This window comes from Peribacillus sp. Aquil_B1 (genome assembly GCF_022603275.1).
Taxonomy (GTDB): domain Bacteria; phylum Bacillota; class Bacilli; order Bacillales; family DSM-1321; genus Peribacillus.
Genome location: NZ_JAKXEE010000001.1, coordinates 1790447 through 1813694, shown reverse-complemented (window position 1 = coordinate 1813694; position 23248 = coordinate 1790447). Strand labels below are relative to the sequence as shown.

The window sequence follows — 23248 nt, the reverse complement described above, 5'->3', positions numbered from 1 at the left end:
TTTAGTAGGATAATGCATTACTTCATTAAAATATTTAGTTCTCTTTAATCAATCACCAAATAATGGGTAATAACTATAGGAGAATAGAAATATCGCTTCATTCTCCCCTATATGTACCCGTCGTTTCAATCAAAAATGACCCTTACTCATTTATGATTAAATAAATATAATGACACGAAAAGTAAGCATATGCCTGCCACCTTTTTCACATCCAAAGGGATGCGTACCCCTCCAAATAAACCGAAATGGTCAATGACAGCCCCGATAATTATCTGGCCTGCTATAACCCCGACTAATGCCGGTGCCACTCCAATCCGAGGCACGACCAATACGATCACAATGACATAAATAGCCCCTAACAGTCCGCCTGTTAATTGCCATTTGGGTACAGACGCGATGGCAGAAATATTTCCATTTCCCGCAAACAAAACAATAAATAATAAAGCAAGAGTCCCGATTCCAAACGAAATGAAGGAAGCTTCAATGACCCCCACCTTTTTCCCTAATCCACCATTGATTTGTCCTTGTATGGCAATGGTGATGCCGCCTAAGACCGCAAGCAACGGAAATAATACCTTCACAATGATTTCGCTCCTTTTTTATGTCCATCCAGACTATTAATGAATTCGCATTCCATTTTAACATGAAAAATATGTATATTGTCCTTTGCTGTGATAAAATCATCTGCAAATAAAAAAACTGGCACTTGGGCCAGCTGCAATCTTCTATATTAAACTAAAACCTCTTTGATCCCTGAACACTTTGTTGCCGTAACGGGCAATACTCCGTACTCAACAAGGAAAATACCAGGGCATCATGCGATTGTTCACGAAGAAATAGATAACTTCGGAGGCTGCCTTCCTCTTTGAATCCAAATTTCTTCAATAGGTTTTGGGATGCAATATTATCCTTGAAAGTTAAAGCGGCGATTCTGTTAAGTCTCAATTCTTCAAAGCAATAACGCAATACTTCGTTGACAGCTTCAGACGTAAAGTATTTCCTCCAATATTCAGGATGGATTTCATATCCTATTTCGGCGCGTTTGTTGGCTAGGCTCAATTGACTCAGGCCAACGGTACCGATGAATTTGCCTGAATCTTTTAAAATGACTCCCCATCGCATCCCACGTTTGTTAATATAAGCACTTTTAAACGAATCGATTAAGCGGCGGGCATCTTCTACTAGAGTTAAACTTTCTATCCCATCATATTTGGTCACTTCATCTTTAGAGAGGATTTCAAACAGACTTTCAGCATGATGGTGACCTATTTCGATTAAACGCAGCCTTTCTGTTTCCAATTCCTTAAACCACATTGAAGAATCCCTCCGTATATTCAGTTGTCTACTTAATTCGATTCATGAAGAAGAGATACCTGTCTTAATGGACAATACTTTTTGAAAAATTCCTTTCCTTAACGTACAATGCCGATTCCACATGCCCTCCCTTTGTAATCAAACTCTGATGATTTATGGCATTATAAGCAGTCCGTTTCCTCCATAACAATAATAAATGTACTAACAATATGATATTTTTCATTTAGTTCCATATAACCACTTATCATTTTTGAGTCCTTATTATTTACCCCTGACATCATTATCAGCAATCATAAAATGATTCTTTTTCTGCATGAAATAATTTTTCCAATCTATCAAAAAGCCCTATGATTTTGGTCTACCATTAACACTTCCAGGGTTATATGGACCCTTATTATTCTGTTCCTATTAGATACCTTTTTCCCATAGCAACCAAGGATTTGAATGATCTAATTTTACACAAAACTATTTTTATAGCATACTATACTTCCAATCCAGATATTCTACTAGGAGGAATCAAAATGAAGAAAATCATCCTTTTATCGGCACTGTCTCTAGCCCTTCTATCTCCAAAAGTTGCTATGGGAGCCAATACTTACGAGGTGGAAAAAGGAGATACCTTAACGAAAATTGCTTCTGAATATGATGTCAGCATGGACGAATTACTCGAAACGAACTCTGCTATAAAGGATGCAAATCAAATTCGAATCGGACAAATCATAAATCTTCCGGCATCCAAAACCACAGTAAATCAAAAAGAAAGTCAATCAGTTGAACAGCGGGTTCTTAGTTTAGTTAACGAAGAACGTTCAAAATCGGGCCTCCCTCCCCTTGAAATGGATACAGCCGTTTCTAACGTAGCAATTCTGAAATCTGAGGATATGCGTGATCATAATTATTTCAATCATACAAGCCCGAATTATGGATCGCCTTTCGATATGATGAAATCCTTTGGAATCAATTACGAGTACGCAGGGGAAAATATCGCAGCAGGTCAACCTAGTGCGGATGCTGTCATGAAATCCTGGATGAACAGCCCCGGACATAAGGCCAATATCCTGAACAAGAACTATACACATATTGGAATTGGGCATGTGACAGGTGGGAAATACGCCCACTATTGGACCCAAGAATTCATTGGAAATTAAAATCGTAAGAGGCGGCAGATTGCCGCCTTTGAGTTTGTCGACTAAAGGAAGTTAGGGATGCTCTCACCCCTGACCATGATAATAGAAGGAACTTGGTCATCCTTCATGAATGAAACCTCATTAAATTAAAGAAATTTGCGACACTCCTGCCGAATAACTGGCTAGCCGAGACCCCACAGACGCTTGCGTCGATGAGGATTGGCAGACAGTCGGCGGAAAGGGAGTGAATTTCTGAAATCAACTGCAACTTTTTTTAAATAAAAAACTGTAGGCTAGCTCGATTTTCATCGAATTTGTCTACAATCTGAGAGGCGGCAGATTGCCGCCTCTTTTTATTTATTCTTATATTCCAAGTCTAATGATTGTTATTATCCGTGATTATGTACCTTTCCCACTTTATATCGAAAAGACGTCATTTTAAGTTTGATCGCTTCAATATGATAACGTTCTTGATTATTTTTTAGTTGGATGGATACCTAAGGAAAACACGTAAAGTAGTTATAACATACTATCTTTCGATTATATTACTGATAAAAATTAAATTATGTTAAAATAGAATTCTAGACATAGGTACAAAGGGGCAGTTGTAATGAAAATAGAGATTGGCTCTGTTATCAACGAATTACGAATAAAACAAAATCTAACAAAGGAAGAACTGGCTAAGGATATATGTGAATCTAATGCCCTGTCAGATTATGAAAGAAGCATCACTTCTCCAACCATTGATGAATTGGCACTTTTTGCGGATAAACTTAAAGTTGACTTGCCGTATTTTTTCACTACCAAAAATGAACCGATTTATAATTACATAGAAACCATTAAACTTTTGATTAACAAATACAAACGGACACGTAACTATAAAGCAATTTATGAAATCGTCCAAAAAGAAATGGCCACTGCACCGGAAAAATCGATATCATTTTATCAATTCTTAAAATGGCATGAAGGTATCTCTTTTTTTTATTTATACAATGACAAACAAAAGGCTATAGAATTATTGAATGAGGCCATTCAGATTACGATGGGTAAACGGGTCATTCTTCATCAACAGGAAATAGAAGTCTTAAACAGTATCGGGATCATCCATTTTAAAACGAAGAATTATGAAGAGGCCGTCACCATCTTCAATGAAGCTCTGGAATTTATCGAGAATATTCCCCATGTGAATCAAGAAGGTACCATTATCGTGAAGATCATTCATGGATTAGCACAAACATTGACTGAACTTCATTATTATCAGGAATCATTAAATTATACTCTTAAAGGGATTAACATTTGTAATTCGATAGAATCATTATATTTATATGCGGAACTCCATCTTTTAACTGGTAAAAATCTGGTTCATCTACAACAACCTGAAGAAGGACTGCACTATATAAAGCAATCCAAGAACATTTTCAGCCTTCAAAAAAACGAAGAATTCGTAAAAATTGCCGAACATGAATTGGAATGCATTTTGCAATGCTTATGAACTTCAATGGATTAAACGGTAGAGATTGCTTTAAAATCTCTATCTTTTTTTAGTACGTTAGTTTTCCCTTACCTTCAATCAATTTCAAATCCTTTAAAACGATCATAATAGTTACAATAGCTCTTCTATGTCAGCTATAATAGAAGAATGTTACCCAACTGGAGGAGAAAAAATTGTCTAATAGATTAGGTTTAGTACTTGATGTAGAAACAACTGGTTTACGTCCCTCTTCAGATGAAATAATCGAGCTTGCCCTTATACTCTTTACATACAGCAGTGAAACAGGGGAAATCATTAATCTTATTGATCAGGAATCATTTTTAAGGGAGCCTCTCTCCTATGGAGCAAGAAGGAATTATGACCAAGCATATAGAATTCATGGAATTCCATACAGCTCCGTAGAAGGAAAAAGTTTTCACGATGAAAAAATTAAATCCTTCATTGCCCGTACCGATTCGATTTTCGCACATAATGCTTCTTTCGATAGAAGTTTTCTCTACCAAATGTATCCGGAAATCAATGATCAAAAGTGGTTCTGTACGATGAGGAATGTACCTTGGAAGCAATACGGATTTGAAAATAGTAAACTCTTAACATTACTGCAGGCACATAATATCACCAATTTTCAAACACACAGGGCTATGGACGATATTTCTTACTTAATGGAACTTATGAGAAAACCAGGTCCTTCTGGCCATCCTTATTTAAAAGATGTCATTGCAAAAAATCCGATGAAGAAATATGCACCTGCTTCCCAAAAGACAAGGGTATAGCCATTTAATTAATTACTTCATTGTTTTGTGGCTTGCACCAATGATTTGTCACAAACAATCCGTTGCCCGTTCCATGTGAGCAGGAATGCATATCTTTAAGATGGGCGTTATATTAGGGGAACTATTATTTTCCTGCATTTCACTTATTACCTGATATTTATCAAAAAACAGCGACCCATTTGGGTCGCTGTTTTTTTGATCATTGTACAGTTGCTTCTTCCTGTTGTTCATTTAATGCGCCGTTCAATTTCTTATGCCGATGCACAAAGTAAAGAAGTGATAATATTAATGCCGCGGCGAGGAATATGGCCAATATGCCAAGATTATGCCACATGAAGCTATAATCTCCTGTTGAGATCACTGCCCGAAAAGCATTAATAGAGTAAGTCATCGGTAAGAACGGTGTGAATCCTTGCAGGAAGCCAGGAACCAATTCATTTGGGAATGTTCCGCCACTGCTTGTCAGTTGAAGAATCAAAATCAATAATGCTATGAACCGGCCAGGATTGTCAAAGGCTGAACCAAGGAACTGAATGATTGCCATGAATGTGCAGCTAGCAAGAATGCTTACTGCAAAAAATAGCGGCAGGCTCGTAACATTGATTCCAAGGCCTAAAATTAAAATCGTGTCCACCAATATGGCTTGACAGATTCCTATAAGAGCCATGACGCTGTATTTACTAATAAACCAGCTAAATCCACTCGCCGGTTTAACAGCAGGATCTCTTAACGGGAAAATGATCGTCAGAACGATAGCCCCGATAAATAAACTTAATGAAATTAAATATGGTGCAAAACTTGTGCCATAGTTCGGGACATTATTAATTGGTAATTTATCCACTTTAACAGGGCTTGCAAACATGTCATATACTTCTTCATTGGATTTTATCTTGCCTGCTTCGTTTGCCCCATCATTTAATTCCTCATGCAATTCTGCAGATCCATCTGAGAGTTTTGCGATTCCATCCTGTAACTTAATGGCTCCATTCGCCAGTTCTCCCATACCGCTTGTAAGGCTGGATGAACCTTCTTTCAACTTATCCGTTCCGGTAACCAGACCTTTCGAACCTTCGGAAAGCTGTGAGGTCCCACTTGATAATTGCTTGGAGCCATCTTCAAGCTGATCAAGCCCGCTTACCAAGTTGTTGCTGCCTTCAGTTAACTGTCCAAGCCCACTTTGCGCTGAATCTATACTATCGCCAAATGTTGTCAAACCAGACACCAATTGGCCTTGACCATTTTTCAGTTCATTCGCCCCATTGGCAAGTTTATCCTGAGCTTGCTTTAATTGAGTGAAACCGCCGCTTAATGCACTTGTTCCTTCACCTAACTGTTTTGCTCCATCACTAAGGCCATTTGAGCCTTTCGCAATTTCAGTTGCACTGGCTGATAGTTTCCCTACTCCTTCAGAAACTCCTTTACTACCTTCACTGATGCGGGTTAGAGAAGAAATCACTTCCTGCAAACGCGCTTTCTCCGCAGGATCATCCGTAGCTTCAGATTGTTGTTTCAATCCGGAAATAACCTCATCCAAACCTGCCGACACTTCAGATGCCCCCGCTTTTGCCTCGTTCGATGCTGCGCTCCATTCAGACAATGAACCTGAAAGCTGGGCAGCACCAGCCGCTACACCATTTGCTCCCTCATTCAAAGCGGGCAGCTTTTCTTCTATTTGATTGAATCCCTCTAATGACTGCTGCAGTCCTGAGGCCAATTCACCAGTTCCCGCTTCAGATTTCTTGGCTCCTTGCAAAAGCTCGGATTGTCCATCTTTCATTTGTCCAACACCAGAGCTAAACTGTTGTAACCCTTGATTGAGTTCTTTTGATCCTGCAGCCGCCGAACCGACCCCATTCGAAAAGGTCAATGATTTTTCAGCTAGTTTTTCCAAGTTTTCATGGATTTCTACAGAACCTGAATGAAGGGAATCAATTCCTTCATCCACTTTTTTGGAACCTTCTTTAGCTGAGTTAATCCCTTCACCAAGTTCACTGGATCCGTTCTTCACTGTATCTGTCCCATCTTTCAATTCCCCAGCTCCATCACTGGCACTTTTGAGTCCGTCAGCCACTTCGTTCAAATTATCGAACATTGACTCCGCATAGGTTTTCGTAACGGCTGACGATACCTCCCCTTTAATTCTCTCCGAAGCTGCGTCCCCTATTTTAGTCGATATATAGTTGAACCCTTCATTGGACGTATAAATTAAATCAAGTTTTTCCGGATTGTCCTCCTGTAAGGTCGTTGCATTTTTCGAAAAGTTTTTCGGGATTTCTATTTTCATGTAATAATCTTGATTTTCCAGACCTTCATTGGCTTCTTTTTGACTGACGAAATGCCAATCGAAATCCTTCTTTTCCTTTAATTCCTTGACTAAATCTTTTCCTATTGTAAGTTCCGACTCATTGAACTCCGCACCCTCATCCATATTGACAATGGCAACAGGCAACTGGTCGACCTTACCATATGGATCCCAAAATGCCCACAGGAACGTGCCGCTATATAATAGAGGAATCAGTATGATCCCTATTATGGAAATGAGTATCATAGGATGTTTTATTATGGCTAAAAATTCACCCTTTAAAGATTTTAACACGCCTACCAAGCCCTCCTATACGGCGAATATGCCGTTTATTAATCTATCTAGGTGAAAACTGATTGAAGAATACATAATTAAGTCATTTGCTTCTGCAATATATAATTTAAATTCTTGTTCACCTTAATATATATAATTTTTAAACAACCAATAATTAATGACCATATTGTTCATTTGGTCAATATCACGAAAATAATATAACATTTATCCTTCTTTTTATCAATATTTTTTCACAGTCCTATATGTATATTTACTGCTTTTCTCTTTATATCCTATTTAGATTGCCTTTTTAGCCGATTAAGACCTTATCATGAAATATCTCTGATATTACATGGCAAAAAAGGGGATCCAATATGGATCCCCTTTTTGTTAGCTATATTAACATAATTAATAAAGCGCTTTCATATCATTTCGATATAATTCTTTTTAATTTTTCCGCCTGCCCCGTCAATTTCTTCAAGGACTCCTGATACTCTTTTTCCAATTGTTTAATGATGCCGGCAGCGGTATCTATTTTTTTAATTGCCCCTACACCATGACCCGCTGACCAAATATCACGCCACGCTTTAGATTCAGATGGTTTGGACATGCTGTCAAAATCGACTTTTTCTTTTTTGGCTAATTGTTCCGGGTCCATGCCTTCCTTTCTGATGCTCGGTTTCAGCATATTACAATTAACGCCTGAAAATGCATCAGTCAAGATGATGTCATCATGATCACAATCGACAAGCATTTCACGATATTCATCATTTGCCCTGCTCTCTTTCGCCACGATAAAACGTGTACCCATATATGCAAGATCCGCTCCAGCTGCCTGAGCTGCCAAAATACTGTGACCAGTACTGATGGATCCGGCAAGCAAAATGATTCCGTCCCAGAATGTCCTTACGCTGTCCACAAAAGCAAAGCTATTTATCTCACCCGCATGACCACCGGCTCCCGCGGCAACCAAGATCAATCCGTCCACACCTGACTCCGCAGCTTTTTTTGCAAAATCCACAGAGCTGACATCCGAAAAGACCAAGCCGCCATAGCTATGTACGACATCCACCACATGTTTGGGTGAACCTAATGATGTAATGACGATGGGAGGCTGATGCTTTTTGACCAATTCCAACTCTTCTTCAAGCCGGCTATATGTACGGTGGACCACCATATTCATTGCCCATGGAGCAATCTTTGAGCCTGGTTCTTTAGCCTTTGCTGCAATCAATGTGTCGTTTATGTCACCCATCCATTGATCCAGTACCTCTATCGGACGCGCATTCGGTGCTGGAAAAGAGCCGATCACCCCATTCAAACAGCATTCTTTCACTAACTCAGGACCGGATATTAAAAACATAGGTGCTGAGATAACTGGTAAAGATAATTGATTCCACCACTGTTCAGGCAAACTTCTAGTCATCCATTAAACCTCCCATTATTAATATATTACCAAAATATAACACTACAAGATTATCATACTTCTAATATACACAATTTTCAAGAAATTAATTCGGCAGCTAACATTTCATTGTCGGCATCGCCATTTCTATAAAAAAACTGTATATGGAGTAGTTCCCATATACAGTGTCGATTCAATTTGAAAGCGCCCATTTACGAATGGCCTTAGCCACACCATCTTCTTCGTTTGTCGCTGTAACCCAATCTGCTTTTTCTTTCACAATTTCTTGGGCGTTTCCCATTGCCACACCCACTTTTGCTTCAGAAATCATTGCAAGGTCATTAAGGCTGTCACCCACTGCCATAACATTATCCATCGTAATATCGATCAATGAACATACGAGCTTTATCGCTTTCGCCTTATTTACGCCCATGGCATTCACTTCAATATTCGTCGGGCTTGAATTACTTATTTCAAAGTTTCCCTTTGATACCAGTTCATCCATGATGATTTTGCGAATGCTTTCATCATCTGTATCAAATCCGAATTTAAGCCATTGCGAATCGTGGATTTTCTCAGGCATTTCAGCCCTGTAAATATTATCGCAGCTTATTGCCCAGAAATGAGTGCCATGTTTTTGGCTTAATTCCCACATCCATTGTATGGAATCGCTATCGACGATATTCCTTTCCACCAGTTTTCCATGATTATCGTAAATTTCACTTCCGTTTACCGTAATGAGGTATGATTGAAGTTCCATTGACTTTGCAAAATCACTGCATGTCGCATAAGACCTTCCTGTGCTCAATACCACAAAAACCCCTTGATTTTCGGCTTTTTTTATCGCTCTGCGATTTTCTTCAGATATCTCTCCAGCCTTATTGAGCAGCGTGCCATCCATATCAAGTGCAACTAGCTTAATATCTTGTTTCTCCAATCGTATTCACCCTTTCATAATCCTTCTTTATGTAACTAAGTCCATGATAGCTTATAAAGCATGCGCAAGGAAAGAACGTGAAGAATTGAACAGGAATTTATCATTAGTGTCGTGATATTTATAATCAGACAAATTGCTTGTCATGACACTTTGTATTATGCCATTCTTTCTACTCCCTGTCTTTTTTCATTTCATTCAATTCTTTTTTTATTTGACCTTCCCATTTTGGGACACCATCATTTTCATCAAATTCTATAATGACATCCGTTACCCCTCTTTCCTTGAATATCTCAGTAAACAGCCGATCTTTAATGTCATCCGCTTGGGCGATTGAAATATGGGGATCAAGTTCGACTTCAAGTTCAACATGGAAGTCTTCCCCTTCTTTTAATACGGCCAGTTTCTGTATATCCCTTACGTCTGGATCATCCATGACCATCGTCCCGATTTTTTGTCGCATTTCAATATCGGCTTCCCCAAGAGCCCCTGCAGCATTATCAAGAAAAACCCTTCCAACCACATAGAACATACCGAGACCGATCATGACGGAAGCAACACCTTCCGCTTGGATGAAAGGAGTGAAGTTTGCTAATAAAATGGCAATTATCGCAAGCACTCCGCCACCGGTCGCTACCATATCTTCCATGAATACTAATTTCGTCGCTGGTTTTGCTCTTTTTAAACCAGTGAAGCTCTTAAATATGACAGCTGCTCCTTTAGCTTCGATTCCAGTCTCATGCACCACTTCTTTCATCGCTTTAAATAATACATATGATTCCAACACAACCGCTAAGAAAAGGACGGACAAGTTAATAAGGATACCAGTTGATTCTGAAGGGTGCAAAATGTGATGAAACCCTTCTTTAATCGTTTCATAAGACATGATTCCGACTACCAATACTGCCCCTAATAATACAAGGTTAACCAAACGTCCAAAACCATCAGGGAATCGATCAGTTGGTGCCTTTTTACTTAGTGCGGAACCAATGAAGACGAAAAACTGATTCGCAGCATCGCCCAAAGTATGTAAAGTTTCAGCAAACATAGCAACATTCCCTGTCATGAAGTAAGCAATCCCCTTTAGCACAGCGATGATACTATTCACACAGGCAGCAGTGAACGCCGATTTATTACCTTGTTTCAATAACCGAAATAATTCTTTCATTTAGAAACCCCCCCTAATCTTTTTATAAATCCATTTTCATAATGTATTATCCCCAACACTGGAATATATGAAACCACAAAAGGAAATCCTTAATTATACGATTAGCGAATAATTTGCATTATTTTGGTTTTTAAGTTGTATCTCCCACAATCGAATATATTCCAGAATCGGACTCAACTATTCTAATAAGTTCACAATGAACGCTTCCATTTCAAGACTGATTAATGCAACAAAAAAAGGAGTAAGCGGCGGCTTACTCCAGATCACCTAAGAACTTCAAGCGATTATCCTTCCTTTTTCACTAACTTAGATGGATTATTTACTTTATAGCGTATTTCTTTATTATATTTTTTGTCGACCACCTTTCCATCAAATTCGATCTCGTCCCCTTCTTCAAGCTCAGCTTTTTTCAATGTCTTGCTATAACCACACCAAGCATCGCCGATTGTCAATTCAGGTTCCGTTGTCACTTTGACATTCTCCAATAGTATGACTTCATCTTCTTCACCAGTGAAATGGTTCATTTTCGCCGTGAACTCCTTGACGGTCGCAGTGAAATGCACTTTTTCCCCAGGTAAGTCCAACTTAGGTTTTGCTGTCGTTTTTTTAGTTTTGGTTTTTGCTTTTTTTGGTTCTGCACTTAGCTGATCGGGGTTTTCCGTAATTGGCGCTTCCATCACCTGCTCAGTTTCACTTGGAACTGCGGCGGTTTCAGAAACAGGTCCACTCAATAATTCTTTTCCGAAACTGGAGCTTTGCATTTCCTTTAAATAGGAAGGGTTAATGCAACTAAGCTTACCATTTTCAAATTGAACGACTATAGTGTCAAGTCCGTTGCCGTATTGTTCATAACCAGCCAATTTGACTTTTGCTTGAACGCTTCCGCTTTTATATACTAGTTCTCTTTTTACCGAACGGGCAGTGAATAATTTCCATTCCAATCCTTTAGCGATATAGTCCGTATCATCTAAAAAAGGGATATATTCTCCTTTTGGTGCGATATAATGAATCAAATCTTCAGCTGGAGTTTCAGCCACAGTAACCACTCCTAATCTTTTCTATAGATTATATTCTAGCAAAGGATTTCAAAGTTGCAAATGAATGAGTATCGTAATGGGTTGATTGCAGTCAGAAATCCGCACACGCTTAAATCCTTTCCATGAAAAGAATGCGATCATTTTTGGAACCAGAAAAAAAGCTGCCCACTAAGAGCAGCCCTTATTTGAATAGTCAATCTTTTCTTTCTTTAATTGAAAAAACCACTGTATCCATTACCCTTCCTTAACGTGAATATTTTTTAGTTTTGCATCTTGTTCAGGAGTAATTACGTTTTTCTTATGATAAAACAGAAAGTATGACCCAATTACTAGAATCGTGAGAAGGGTTGTAAGAAAGAATTGCAATCTCATGGAATCAATAAACGCCTGAGCAACGAATATAATAAATAATACGGCAATGGTCACGTAGGTTAAATAAGGGAATAGCCACATTTTCACTTTGAGTGTCCCGGGATTTTCTTTTTCCGTCTTTTTCCGTAAATATAGATGAGAAAAGGCGATAAAGATATACATGATCATAGTGACTCCTCCAGAGCTGTTTGCGAGAAAAGCAAACAATTTATCAGGAGAAACAAATTTAAATGTCGTGAACACATATGCAAAGAAAACACTTGCCATTAACGCCCAAATCGGGATTCCCCGCTTATTCACTCGGGAAAGGATTTTCGGTGCATCCCCTTTTTTTGATAAAGAATATAACATGCGAGAGCTTGTATATAGGCCTGAATTCAAAACAGAAAGCAATGAAGTGAAGATTACGATATTCATGATTTGACCCGCTGCCGGCAGGCCTGCCATGTCAAATACGCTGGCATAAGGGGTTTTCAGTAAATCTTCAGCCCCTTGGGGGATTACGAGAACCAACACGGTCACTGAACCAACAAAGAAAAGAAGGAGACGCCATACAACACTGTTTATGGCTCTAATAATATTTTTTTCAGGGTTTTCAGACTCTCCTGCAGCAATGGCAGCTACCTCACTTCCCGATAAAGAGAAAGTAATGAATATCACACTAAGAAGGACAGGCAGAAATCCTTTTGGTAAAAATCCTCCATCTCCAGTAATGTTTGAAAGGCCTGGTGAATCAAATCCCGGAACAAATCCGAAAATCATGGCGGCACCCAGGAAAAGGAATATTACAATGGCAGCCACTTTCATGAATGCTAACCAGTATTCAAATTCCCCATAAGCTTTGACTGAATAGATATTCGTAATCGTCATTAATATAGGAAAGGATAGACTAGCAGCCCACATAGGAATACCAGGAAACCAATCATGAATCATAGTACCCAATAACGTAGTTTCAATAGCAATGATGATAACCCAGTTGAACCAGTATAACCAGCCGATCGTGTATCCGGCCCAGGGACCAAATGCTTGATGCGCATATGTTGAAAAGGATCCGCTATCAGGATTTACCACAGCCATTTCACCCAGCATGCGCATTATAAGCACGATCATCAATCCTGCGATTATATACGATAAAATAGCACCAGGCCCAGCTGACTCTATTATTGTTCCGCTTCCGATAAATAGTCCTGCCCCAATTACCCCGCCAATAGAAATCATTGTGACATGCCTGGTCTTAAGACCATGTTTCAATTCATTTGTTTGAAGTGCCACTATTGTCACCATCCTTTAAAACTGTCTAATTACCGTTTTGTAAGCAGTAAACCACTGCACATGGGTGCTTTAGTAGTAATCTTTCATTCAAAAATCATGTTTACAGTCCTATTCCCATTTCATCATTAGTTTTTAATGAGGCCAACTTCACTATCGATATATGTATATTGGACAGCATATACTCTATTAACCGTAACCGCTTTTCCATTTATACTCCCTCTTTACTAGCATCAGCACCTCAACGGAGTACAAAGAACCTTAGTACAGTCCTTTTATGTAAAAATATAGGTATCCAGCTCTATCCTTTCTTTCCTCACTCTTCCTTTTATAAAAGCACCCTCTCTCACTAAAATTTTATACATATATAAATAAAAGCAATATCCATGCCAAAAAAAGGATAGTTATTTTATTAGGGTTTAACGCTTTTAAGTATTTAAAACGATTCAATATTGAATTATAAATTCAATTTTCGATTCAAACATTAATTATCGACCCTTTTTGATTCATAATCGAATCAAAAAATGACAATTTATTTGTTTTCTTTTACTATTTCGACACATATATACTGAAAAAATGCAGGGATAAAAAAGAAGATGCTAAAATCCTAATTGTGATTTCTTGGCATCTTCCAAATAGCTTTATTTTACTGAGATTGGTTTTATGTAAAATACCGGCAGTACCCGAATGCCCTCCTTCTAATCACTAAAACTCTATGTTTACGAGCTTTGAAAAAATTCGATATGTATATATGAAAATTACCCTGATATGTATGAAACACGTAAGATTCAGTTCTGAACTTCAGGAAAATGGATGCTGAATGTGGTTAAATTTTCATTGGAGACACAATTCATATATCCATCATTACTTTCTATGATCTTTTTACACACGTATAATCCGATTCCCGTTCCTAACTCTTTCGTTGTGACAAAGGGCTCAAAAATAGATTCGATCAATTCACTGGCAATGGCCGGTCCATTATTTGAAATTCGAATTATTCTTTCATTCGCCTCAATTAAAGAGCTTATCCTCAAAATTCTAGGATGTTCCTTATCCTTTAAGGCATCAATGGAATTTATAAAAAGATTCAAGAACACTTGTTTTAACCCATCCTTGCTCGCTGTCATGACGAAGTTTGGATAAATATCTATTTCCACATTAACGCTGGCATCCACAATATTTGCATAAGTCAATTCCTGTATTTCTTCCATTAACTTTAATACGGAAATTACCTCTCTTTGTTCCTCATTAAAATCAGACTTAGAGGTATGGAGGAATTGGGTTATCCTGAAATTCAACTGATTTAACTCATAATCAATGATATCCAAATATTTCAGGTCGGGATTCTCCCTCTTCAATAATTTATTGAACCCCATGATAGCTGTAAGAGGGTTACGGAACTCATGTACAAAGCTTGATGATATTTGACCCAGTACCGCTAATTTATCTTTGTGGTTTTCGCTAATATAAGATTTTTTTTCCTCAATCACTTCATTTGTAAGATTCGTATATCTAGTTACTGCATGGTAGCTGAACGTATCAAAGTGCTGGTTAATGTCATTAATGAATCTCTGCATATATTTAATTGGGATATTGGCGCCAAAGACATTTCTGATTATGATATTTCTACCCAAATTGATATTATATAGAAAATCCCCAATGTTGATATTTGCTTCAAGACGTTCTTTTGCAACCTGGTAAGCCAATCTTATCAGCACATCATCAGAAAATACCTCCTTGAACGTTTGGATGACCAGTGAGTACATCCCATAACCATTTTCCCTTATTCTTTCTTTGTAGGGGTCTATTTCATTGATCTTAATAGTCTCGTTCCATTCATTTAAAAATACAGATTCATTTTCTTCCAAATATTGAATCAATACATGTTTATACTTCTTATGTTCAGATGACAACTCCATACTATTGACCACACATCCCCTTGCGGAATTTAGTTACTACATCAATAACATCATTCTATATGAGATTTTGATATCCTGCACTTCATTATTTGCAGCTTATAAGGAGACAGGTATGCTAGTCCGCATATAGTTACTTGCGATAACAAAGAAACGACCAAATCAGGTCGGGAAGCTGAAATTGTCATAAAAAGATTCTTCATATTTTTTTATATACTGAGAGTCTCTTACTTTTGAAAGGTGATTCCATATTTTTTCATTTTTCTATATAGCGTATTACGGCCGATGTCGAGTTGTTTCGCTGCGTTACTGATATTCCCACTTGTTCGTTCCAATGCATTCCTGATAAGTAGGATTTCTTGTTCTTGAAAGTTTCTTGGTTCTCGATCGGCATTTGCCCCTTCCTCATATGTAATGGAAGGAACAGGACAAAGTGCAGCAAGCAATTCCCTTGTAATCGGGCCACTATCAGCTAGGAATGCAGCCTGTCCCAGCACATTTTGCAATTCACGGAAATTACCTGGCCACGAATATTCCAAAATGAATGTTTTAGCTTCGTCAGTCAGTTCGGTATGTTCGCTCTTATAAGGTAGATCCGTTAAAATAGATTCTGCTAACATCAATAAATCTTTACGACTTTTTAGATTTGGTAGTTTTAAAGATAATCCACAAAGTCGGAAAAATAGATCTGCACGGAATTCTCCAGCTTCAATTTCTTTTTGTAGGTCTTTGTTGGTGGCGGCAATGACCCTTACATCGATTGGAATGGAAGCATGTCCTCCGACACGCGTCACACATCGTTCCTGAAGTACGCGGAGCAAAGTCGCTTGAGCTTTAAGCGGCATGTCCCCGATTTCATCCAAAAACAGGGTTCCTCCATCTGCAGCTTCGAATTTCCCCTTATGCCCGCCGCTTTTTGCGCCAGTAAAGGCACCCTTTTCATAACCAAATAACTCACTTTCCAATAAGTTTTCGGGAATTGCACTGCAATTGATGGCGATGAATGGCTTATCACTTCTTAAGCTAACCCCATGAATGGATTGAGCGAACAGTTCTTTTCCCGTTCCGCTCTCCCCAGTGATTAACAGGCTGATATCAAGCGCTGCAGCTCTTTTAGCAATGGAAATGGTTTGATTCATTTGCGGATCATTACTCATTATATCGGTAAATTGATAACGATTAGTTTTTAAACCATCAATCAATTTTTGTTTTTTTAACCTTACGATCACGGAGGATTGATGTTCTATGTTTTTGCCAAGGGTTTGAACCAGGAATTCCTGGTCTTTAATTGAAACCTTCTGTTCTAAAACAAGTGGGTCTGTTCCTGATATTATATTCGATACTGGTTTTTCCATTTTGCCGATAACATGTGACGCCGCTATATTGAGATCTGTAATTTTCCCCTCTTTATCAAGGGTAAGTAACGGATCAGGGTATGAATCATATATAAAATAAAGGTTTTTCTCCCTTTTTTGTGTATGTGACAATAAGAGTGCTTGTTTGATGCTATCAGCCACCCTCTGAACTAAACTAATGGAAAAAGGATGATAATTCTGTTGATGGCTGCTTAAATTCAGAACACCAAGCAGATGTCCCTCAGGGTGATAAATGGGCGATGCGGCACAAGTAAGGAAATGGTTATCCTGATGAAAGTGTTGACTGCCATGAATAAGTACAGGATTTTTCTCTACTATGGCTGTTCCTATCGCATTTGTTCCTTTTGAACCTTCTAGCCAATTGGCCCCTTTTCTCAGGGAAACATTATTTGCATGTCGAATGAAAGCTGGATCCCCAACTGTTTCAATGATATATCCTTCAGGGGCAGCAAGTAATAAAATGGACTCCAAACCATTAATCGTACGATAAACTTCTTCTAAAATGGGAGAAGAATGATACAGGAGTTCCGCATATCGATCGTGATATTCGGCCAACTCAAATGCACCAAGCATATCTTCCTTATCCATCATGCTTGGCTGAAGTCCCTTCGAAATGCACCGCTGCCATGATTGTTGAATAAATGCCGGTACGGTTCCTTTATCCGCGCTTATATTAACAGACATTGAATAATCCTCCCGTATGTATAATCCAGTAAATCGGCCACTGTTTTTTATTCAATTTCATTAATGAAACTCTTTGTAATCCAAAGTTTCAGAGCATTTAGGATTCGTTCATTCAGTTTAATTATAACAGAAAATTCAGATACCCACCAAAATGAAAGCGCATTATGCCAGCTACTAAACTTTTTTGTTCCAGATTGGTACAACTTCCTGTTCCAATATGGAACAGTTTGCTACCTTCCCATGCCCCTCCAGCACCTTCTTTAGCTGGTTTAATTGGTTTTTTTGTTATGGCACAAGTCTTGCATAATTACATGTCGAGAAATTGATTCTTTATGTTAAGGGGGGAAAGGATTCAAGTAATCCAGTAATATTCAGTCTTGCTGCAAGTCAGCCGAAGAGAATGGTATTAAAAACATAAGCTTATGCCTGATCCTTTTACTTAGAGGAACGCCATTGTCCGAACAAATATCGAACTTAAAATCTAAATGAAAAGGGGTATTATACATGGAACAAACGATTAAACTTAATCCAAGAGTGCAAGAATTCTTGAAGGGCACTAAAAAGCTTTTGATTAATGGGGAATTGGTGGAAGCTGCTTCTGGAAAAACCTTTGAGACCCTCGATCCTTCAAACGGCAAGGTTTTAGCGGTTGTGAGTGAAGCAGGTCCGGAAGATGTAGATAAAGCAGTTAAAGCAGCCCGTAAGGCTTTCGATAACGGTCCATGGAAAAAAATGAGTGCATCGGAACGCAGTCGTCTCATTTATAAATTAGCGGACCTCATGGAGGAACATAAAGAAGCGTTAGCACAATTGGATACCCTGGATAATGGCAAGCCGATTGGCGAAACCACCAATGCCGATGTCCCCCTTGCAATTGATCACTTCCGTTATTATGCTGGATGGACCACTAAGATAGTGGGACAAACCATACCTGTTGCTGGGAATTACTTCAATTATACCCGTCATGAAGCAGTCGGGGTGGTAGGGCAGATCATCCCTTGGAATTTCCCTTTACTTATGGCCGCATGGAAATTAGGCGCAGCCCTTGCGACCGGATGTACGATCGTTTTAAAACCAGCGGAGCAAACGCCGCTTTCAGCATTATATTTAGGTCAATTGGCGCTTGAAGCAGGTTTTCCTCCTGGCGTTCTCAATGTCATACCTGGATTTGGTGAAACAGCAGGGTCTCCGCTTGTAGACCATCCTGATGTCGATAAAATTGCCTTTACCGGTTCAACCTCAGTAGGGAAAATGATCATGCGCCAAGCTTCGGGAACCGTGAAAAAAATCTCGTTGGAATTAGGTGGGAAATCACCTAATATCATTTTACCGGATGCAGATATGAGTAAAGCCATTCCTGGAGCTTTAATGGGCATCATGTTTAATCAAGGGCAAGTTTGCTGTGCCGGTTCCCGCCTGTACATTCAAAAGAAATCCTATGATAACGTGGTAGCTGACTTAGTGTCCCATGCAAAAAACATTAAACAAGGGGCCGGTCTTGATCCATCTACCCAGATAGGGCCTTTGGTATCCAGTGAACAAATGGAAAGAGTGGGCGGTTATATTGAAAAAGGAAAGTCTGAAGGAGCTGAAGTGGTTACCGGGGGCAATTACGGACAAGGAGAGGGTTATTTTGTAACGCCTACAATATTTGCAGGCGTTGAAGATGAAATGACAATCGCTAAAGAAGAAATCTTCGGTCCTGTTGTAGCTGCGATGCCTTTTGACGATTTGGATGATGTGATAAACCGTGCAAATAACTCAGAATATGGATTGGCTGCAGGGTTATGGACCCAGGATGTAAAAAAAGCCCATTATGTGGCTAATGAATTAAAAGCAGGTACCGTTTGGGTAAACTGCTATAACGCATTTGATGCTGCTTCTCCATTTGGCGGTTATAAACAAAGTGGAATCGGTCGGGAAATGGGCAGTTATGCTTTGGATAATTATACGGAAGTCAAAAGTGTATGGATTAACCTAAACTAATAAAAAGAGTGAACACTCCATATGCTCATTTGGCTTAAATATGATGAATAACGTGCATGTTATCGTTTCCTAATTCGTAAAAAGATGTACCAAAGTGCGGGCTTTGGTACATCTTTTTCTTGTTTTGTACTTATATGGCGCAGACAAAAAGAAGAGACCTTTCATTTCGAAAGGTCTCTTTGTATCAATTATCCATTACGTTCGATTTGCATTTTTTCTCTGTTTGCTTTTTCTTTTTCTATATTTTTCTGTCTTGAAATCCCGGCAACCAGAATTCCAATCACCACTATTGCTTCAAATCCATATTTAATGAAGGGATTTGCAAAGTAGTCGTGCATGAAAGGTTCTGCTACGATCATTTTAGAAGCAGTCCAGCCTAGTATTCCCGCACCAATTATTATGATGAATGGGAAGCGTTCTATCAGTTTCAGGATTAATGTGCTTCCATACATCACTACTGGGATAGATACGAGCAAACCGATTACCACTAAAGTGAAGTTACCATGCGATGCACCTGCCACAGCTAGGACGTTATCCAATCCCATCAAAGCATCTGCAATAATGATGGTTTTTATAGCAGCCCACATCGAGTCTGCTGGCTTCACATCATGTTCTTCTTCATCAATAAGGAGCTTATAAGCAATCCATACAAGGAGTAATCCCCCTATTAAATGCAGTCCCGGCACCTCTAAGAGCCAAACGACCAGCAGCGTTGCAATGATCCTTATCACAATTGCGCCGACCGCTCCCCATATTATCACCTTTTTTTGCTGTTCTTTTGGAAGCTTTCTTGCAGCCAATCCAATAAGGATCGCATTATCACCGGCTAGAACCAAATCTATCATAATGATCGCTAAAAGTCCTGAAATGAATTCACCTGTTAAAAAATCCAACACAAATTCCTCCTTTTTACAAAAATAAAGAGACCTCTGCCATAAATGGCAAAGGTCTCGCTAAGCACTAAATGAATTAGGCCAATAAAGCCGGTGGGATTCCCACGTAATGACGACTTTATTTCAGGTTATCCCTGACGCTACTCCCCTTCACGGGAAAGAAGAATATGTAATTCTTTTAATATCTTTCCAGTAGGAAACTACCAAGAAAAAATATCACTCATTCAGTATACCAAAAATACAAATAAAATAAAGAAAAAAATAATAGATAGGAATGAAATTCATGAACTTACCCTTGCCCAAATCCTTTCAACGGATAATTTCAGTCAATCATCCCTTCTAGATATTGGCATAATTCGTTTCCAAGGTTCGGGATAGCGCTCAAATCCTTCCCCCATAGGTATTGATTACTTAACGTTGCCTCTACCAATTTCCTAAGCGGGATTTCTCCCCTCTCATAACGAAGCCATTGTTCCCTGAAAAATTCAATTGCCTTTAGATCATCTTTAACGACATAGACTTTACCCGTAAAGCCTTTACCAATATAACTCCCCTTGGTTTCGTTAACTCTATAAAATCGGATCAAGCCCGAAAAACCTTTTACGATACAGTCAGGCAGCCTGCCTTTCGCCTTGTGATATTCCTCCAAGGTAGGCAGGAGACGAGCCTTGAACTTCGAAATACTGTTCAGCGAAATATCGGCCAGGAGGTGATGTACAAAAGGGTTCTTAAATCGTTCAAGAACACTTTCCCCATATTGCATCATCTCATTTTGATCAAAAGGTAATGAAGGAATTATTTCCTTTTCGATGGCATTGCTCAGAAATTGGCTGAATTCCGGATGATCGATTGCCTGTTTTACTTCTTCCAATCCAGATAAAATCCCTAAAGGAGCCAACAAGGTATGTGAACCATTAAGTATCCTTACCTTTCTCATTTGATAAGGTGTCAAATCTTTTACCCATTGCACATTTAGGCCGGATTGATGTAAAGGAAGACGTTGATCAATACAAGGGTCACCTTCAATAGCCCATAAATGGTAGGGTTCAGCCGTATTTAGCAGAGTATCCTTATATCCCCATGCCGCAAATAGGTTGTCCGACTCATTGGCTGGGAATCCTGTAACGATACGGTCTACCAGCGAGTTTAGGAATAGGTTGTCCCGGTCCACCCACTCCATGAATGGCTTTGGTAAATCCCAATCCCTGCTATGCTTAAGAACATATTGCTTCAATGAATCACCATTTCTCTCTAAAAGCTCACATGGAAGCATGATCAGTCCCTTATTCGCATCTCCGTTGAAATGCAGATAACGATGATACAAAAAAGCAGTCAGCTTTCCTGGAAAAGATTCAATCGGCTTTCCTTCTTGCAAAGGAATCGGCTGGTATTTGAGCCCTGATTCAGTCGTGTTGGAAACTACAAATTCCAATTCAGGATTTTCTGATAGAGCTAAAAATTCCATCCATTCTTCATATGGATCAATTACCTTTGAAAAAACGGAAATGATCTCTGTATGTTCCATTTTCTCCCCTTGGTGAAAACCACGTAGCATTAATGTATACAGGCCATCTTGCCGCTTCACTTCCTCTATTTTCCCTTTTCCGGCGCGGCGGGGCTGGGTAACTGCAATGCTTCCCATGAAATGACCTTGTTTATTACATTCATGAATCATCCAATCAAAGAAGCCTCGAAGAAAATTCCCCTCTCCAATCTGCAATACTTTTATGGGAAAATCCATCATATGTGAATTTTGGACAGCTTTTGTATCTTTACTCAGACGCTTCAGTTGACTTTTATTTAGGTTCATTATCAAGGAACTCCTTTCTAATAGAAATAACCAATTCGGAGTGCGATTTAAATAGAGGTTTCCCTTACGACAGCATACCTAATGCTTAAATGTCGACAATGGCCTTGATCACTTTAGCTTCAGGAGTTAACCACCCTTCAAACTGATTGATCATTTCATCCAAATGTGTGCGATGTGTAATATACTGGCTCATATCCAACAAATCATTTTTCAGCGTATTTACGACATAATCAAAGTCATCCCTTGTTGCATTACGGCTTCCCATCAATGTAAGCTCTTTACTGTGGAATTCAGGATCATTAAAAGAAATATCCGCTTTAACTAAACCTACATAAATCAATCTTCCGCCGTGAGCAGGATATTTAAATGAATCCATCATTGACTTAGCATTACCTGTCGCATCAAATACCACGCTCGGCATATCTCCATTCGTCAATTGGGCTAATTTATCCATTGGATTCTCCAAAACGTTCAACGTATAATCGGCATTTGCCCATTTGCCGGCAAACGCAAGGCGTTCATCATTTACATCCATTGCGATCACCTTCGCACCCTGTTCTTTAGCGAATGCCATGACTCCCAAGCCAATTGGTCCAGCACCAATTACAAGGGCAAATTCCCCTTTTTGAATGGCAGCGCGCCTAACTGCGTGAGCCCCTATACTTAAAGGCTCTATCATTGCGGATTGGTCAAGTGTGAGACCCTCGGTTCTCACCAAATGATCATAAGGAACCGTAATCCACTCACTCATGCCGCCTTCAGCATGTACACCCAATACTTTCATATCCGTACAGCAGTTCGTTTTTCCACTTCTGCAAGCCAGGCATTCTCCACATTCCATATAGGGAATGATCGATACTTGATCCCCGACATTCAGCCCCGATTCATTCTCCGGTATGAATTCGATATAACCGGATAATTCATGTCCAAGTATTCGAGGATAGCTAAAAAAGGGTTGATTACCACCATAGGCATGAATATCCGTACCGCAAATTCCTATTCGCCGCACACGAACTAAAGCTTCGCCAGAATTTGGAACCGGCTTTTCCGACTCGATCATCTTAAATTCAAAAGGTTGTTCACAAACGATACTTTTCACTGAATAACACTCCTTTTT

17 protein-coding genes are annotated in these 23248 nt (G+C 39.1%); 4 read left to right on the top strand and 13 right to left on the bottom strand.

Annotated elements, in window-relative coordinates; all coding sequences use genetic code 11:
- Positions 1 to 146 precede the first annotated feature (146 nt).
- Together MPH60_RS08985 and MPH60_RS08980 are read right to left on the bottom strand one after the other, a co-directional pair.
- Complete coding sequence (locus tag MPH60_RS08985) at positions 147 to 581, bottom strand: DMT family transporter (protein WP_241590854.1); 435 nt, start codon at positions 579 to 581, stop codon at positions 147 to 149.
- Positions 582 to 735: 154 nt separating this feature from the next.
- Positions 736 to 1314, bottom strand: a complete 579-nt coding sequence (locus MPH60_RS08980) for a GNAT family N-acetyltransferase (RefSeq protein WP_241590856.1) — start codon at positions 1312 to 1314, stop codon at positions 736 to 738.
- 521 nt (positions 1315 to 1835) lie between these two features.
- On the opposite strand from MPH60_RS08980, the gene MPH60_RS08975 reads away from it, so the two are divergent.
- From MPH60_RS08975 to MPH60_RS08965, 3 genes are all read left to right on the top strand, one after another.
- A complete protein-coding gene (locus tag MPH60_RS08975; RefSeq protein WP_241590858.1) occupies positions 1836 to 2462 on the top strand; it encodes a CAP domain-containing protein in 627 nt (208 codons plus the stop codon).
- A gap of 589 nt (positions 2463 to 3051) precedes the next feature.
- Entirely contained in the window at positions 3052 to 3933 is an 882-nt protein-coding gene (locus MPH60_RS08970) for a helix-turn-helix domain-containing protein (RefSeq protein ID WP_241590860.1), read from the top strand.
- A gap of 173 nt (positions 3934 to 4106) precedes the next feature.
- The gene (locus MPH60_RS08965; RefSeq protein ID WP_054395691.1) at positions 4107 to 4706 is read left to right on the top strand and encodes an exonuclease domain-containing protein; all 600 of its coding nucleotides are present in this window, start codon (positions 4107 to 4109) and stop codon (positions 4704 to 4706) included.
- Between the two features lie 199 nt (positions 4707 to 4905).
- Here MPH60_RS08965 and MPH60_RS08960 read toward each other — a convergent pair whose 3' ends face one another.
- The 8 genes from MPH60_RS08960 to MPH60_RS08925 all read right to left on the bottom strand — a co-directional run bounded on the left by MPH60_RS08960 (position 4906) and on the right by MPH60_RS08925 (position 17442).
- Complete coding sequence (locus tag MPH60_RS08960; protein WP_241590861.1) at positions 4906 to 7302, bottom strand: YhgE/Pip family protein; 2397 nt, start codon at positions 7300 to 7302, stop codon at positions 4906 to 4908.
- A 406-nt stretch (positions 7303 to 7708) separates the two neighbouring features.
- Entirely contained in the window at positions 7709 to 8707 is a 999-nt protein-coding gene (locus MPH60_RS08955; protein ID WP_241590862.1) for an NAD(P)H-dependent flavin oxidoreductase, read from the bottom strand.
- A 172-nt stretch (positions 8708 to 8879) separates the two neighbouring features.
- Positions 8880 to 9629, bottom strand: a complete 750-nt coding sequence (locus MPH60_RS08950; RefSeq protein ID WP_336275409.1) for a Cof-type HAD-IIB family hydrolase — start codon at positions 9627 to 9629, stop codon at positions 8880 to 8882.
- Between the two features lie 163 nt (positions 9630 to 9792).
- Positions 9793 to 10788 (bottom strand): cation diffusion facilitator family transporter, encoded by a 996-nt coding sequence (locus MPH60_RS08945; protein ID WP_241590864.1) that lies wholly within the window; start codon positions 10786 to 10788, stop codon positions 9793 to 9795.
- A 284-nt stretch (positions 10789 to 11072) separates the two neighbouring features.
- On the bottom strand, positions 11073 to 11825 hold the full coding sequence (locus MPH60_RS08940; protein ID WP_241590866.1) for a hypothetical protein: 753 nt from the start codon (positions 11823 to 11825) through the stop codon (positions 11073 to 11075).
- 234 nt (positions 11826 to 12059) lie between these two features.
- Positions 12060 to 13478 (bottom strand): amino acid permease, encoded by a 1419-nt coding sequence (locus MPH60_RS08935; RefSeq protein WP_241591051.1) that lies wholly within the window; start codon positions 13476 to 13478, stop codon positions 12060 to 12062.
- Between the two features lie 776 nt (positions 13479 to 14254).
- Positions 14255 to 15397, bottom strand: a complete 1143-nt coding sequence (locus MPH60_RS08930; protein WP_241615815.1) for a histidine kinase N-terminal domain-containing protein — start codon at positions 15395 to 15397, stop codon at positions 14255 to 14257.
- A 212-nt stretch (positions 15398 to 15609) separates the two neighbouring features.
- On the bottom strand, positions 15610 to 17442 hold the full coding sequence (locus tag MPH60_RS08925; protein WP_241590869.1) for a sigma-54-dependent Fis family transcriptional regulator: 1833 nt from the start codon (positions 17440 to 17442) through the stop codon (positions 15610 to 15612).
- Positions 17443 to 17946: 504 nt separating this feature from the next.
- Between MPH60_RS08925 and MPH60_RS08920 the strand changes: the two genes are divergently transcribed.
- The gene (locus MPH60_RS08920) at positions 17947 to 19428 is read left to right on the top strand and encodes an aldehyde dehydrogenase family protein (RefSeq protein WP_241590872.1); all 1482 of its coding nucleotides are present in this window, start codon (positions 17947 to 17949) and stop codon (positions 19426 to 19428) included.
- Positions 19429 to 19616: 188 nt separating this feature from the next.
- Here the strand turns inward: MPH60_RS08920 and MPH60_RS08915 are convergent, their stop codons facing one another.
- From MPH60_RS08915 to MPH60_RS08905, 3 genes are all read right to left on the bottom strand, one after another.
- Entirely contained in the window at positions 19617 to 20321 is a 705-nt protein-coding gene (locus tag MPH60_RS08915) for a TerC family protein (protein ID WP_101225442.1), read from the bottom strand.
- Positions 20322 to 20643: 322 nt separating this feature from the next.
- Positions 20644 to 22131 (bottom strand): tagaturonate reductase, encoded by a 1488-nt coding sequence (locus tag MPH60_RS08910; RefSeq protein WP_241590874.1) that lies wholly within the window; start codon positions 22129 to 22131, stop codon positions 20644 to 20646.
- An 85-nt stretch (positions 22132 to 22216) separates the two neighbouring features.
- A complete protein-coding gene (locus tag MPH60_RS08905) occupies positions 22217 to 23230 on the bottom strand; it encodes a zinc-binding alcohol dehydrogenase family protein (RefSeq protein ID WP_241590877.1) in 1014 nt (337 codons plus the stop codon).
- Positions 23231 to 23248: the final 18 nt, after the last annotated feature.

Excerpts from the sequence above, each read along its gene's own strand:
- MPH60_RS08980 (WP_241590856.1), bottom strand. The coding sequence starts at position 1,314 with ATGTGGTTTAAGGAATTGGAAACAGAAAGGCTGCGTTTAATCGAAATA.
- MPH60_RS08975 (WP_241590858.1), top strand. The coding sequence starts at position 1,836 with ATGAAGAAAATCATCCTTTTATCGGCACTGTCTCTAGCCCTTCTATCT.
- MPH60_RS08970 (WP_241590860.1), top strand. The coding sequence starts at position 3,052 with ATGAAAATAGAGATTGGCTCTGTTATCAACGAATTACGAATAAAACAA.
- MPH60_RS08955 (WP_241590862.1), bottom strand. The coding sequence starts at position 8,707 with ATGACTAGAAGTTTGCCTGAACAGTGGTGGAATCAATTATCTTTACCA.
- MPH60_RS08945 (WP_241590864.1), bottom strand. The coding sequence starts at position 10,788 with ATGAAAGAATTATTTCGGTTATTGAAACAAGGTAATAAATCGGCGTTC.
- MPH60_RS08925 (WP_241590869.1), bottom strand. The coding sequence starts at position 17,442 with ATGTCTGTTAATATAAGCGCGGATAAAGGAACCGTACCGGCATTTATT.
- MPH60_RS08920 (WP_241590872.1), top strand. The coding sequence starts at position 17,947 with ATGGAACAAACGATTAAACTTAATCCAAGAGTGCAAGAATTCTTGAAG.
- MPH60_RS08910 (WP_241590874.1), bottom strand. The coding sequence starts at position 22,131 with ATGAACCTAAATAAAAGTCAACTGAAGCGTCTGAGTAAAGATACAAAA.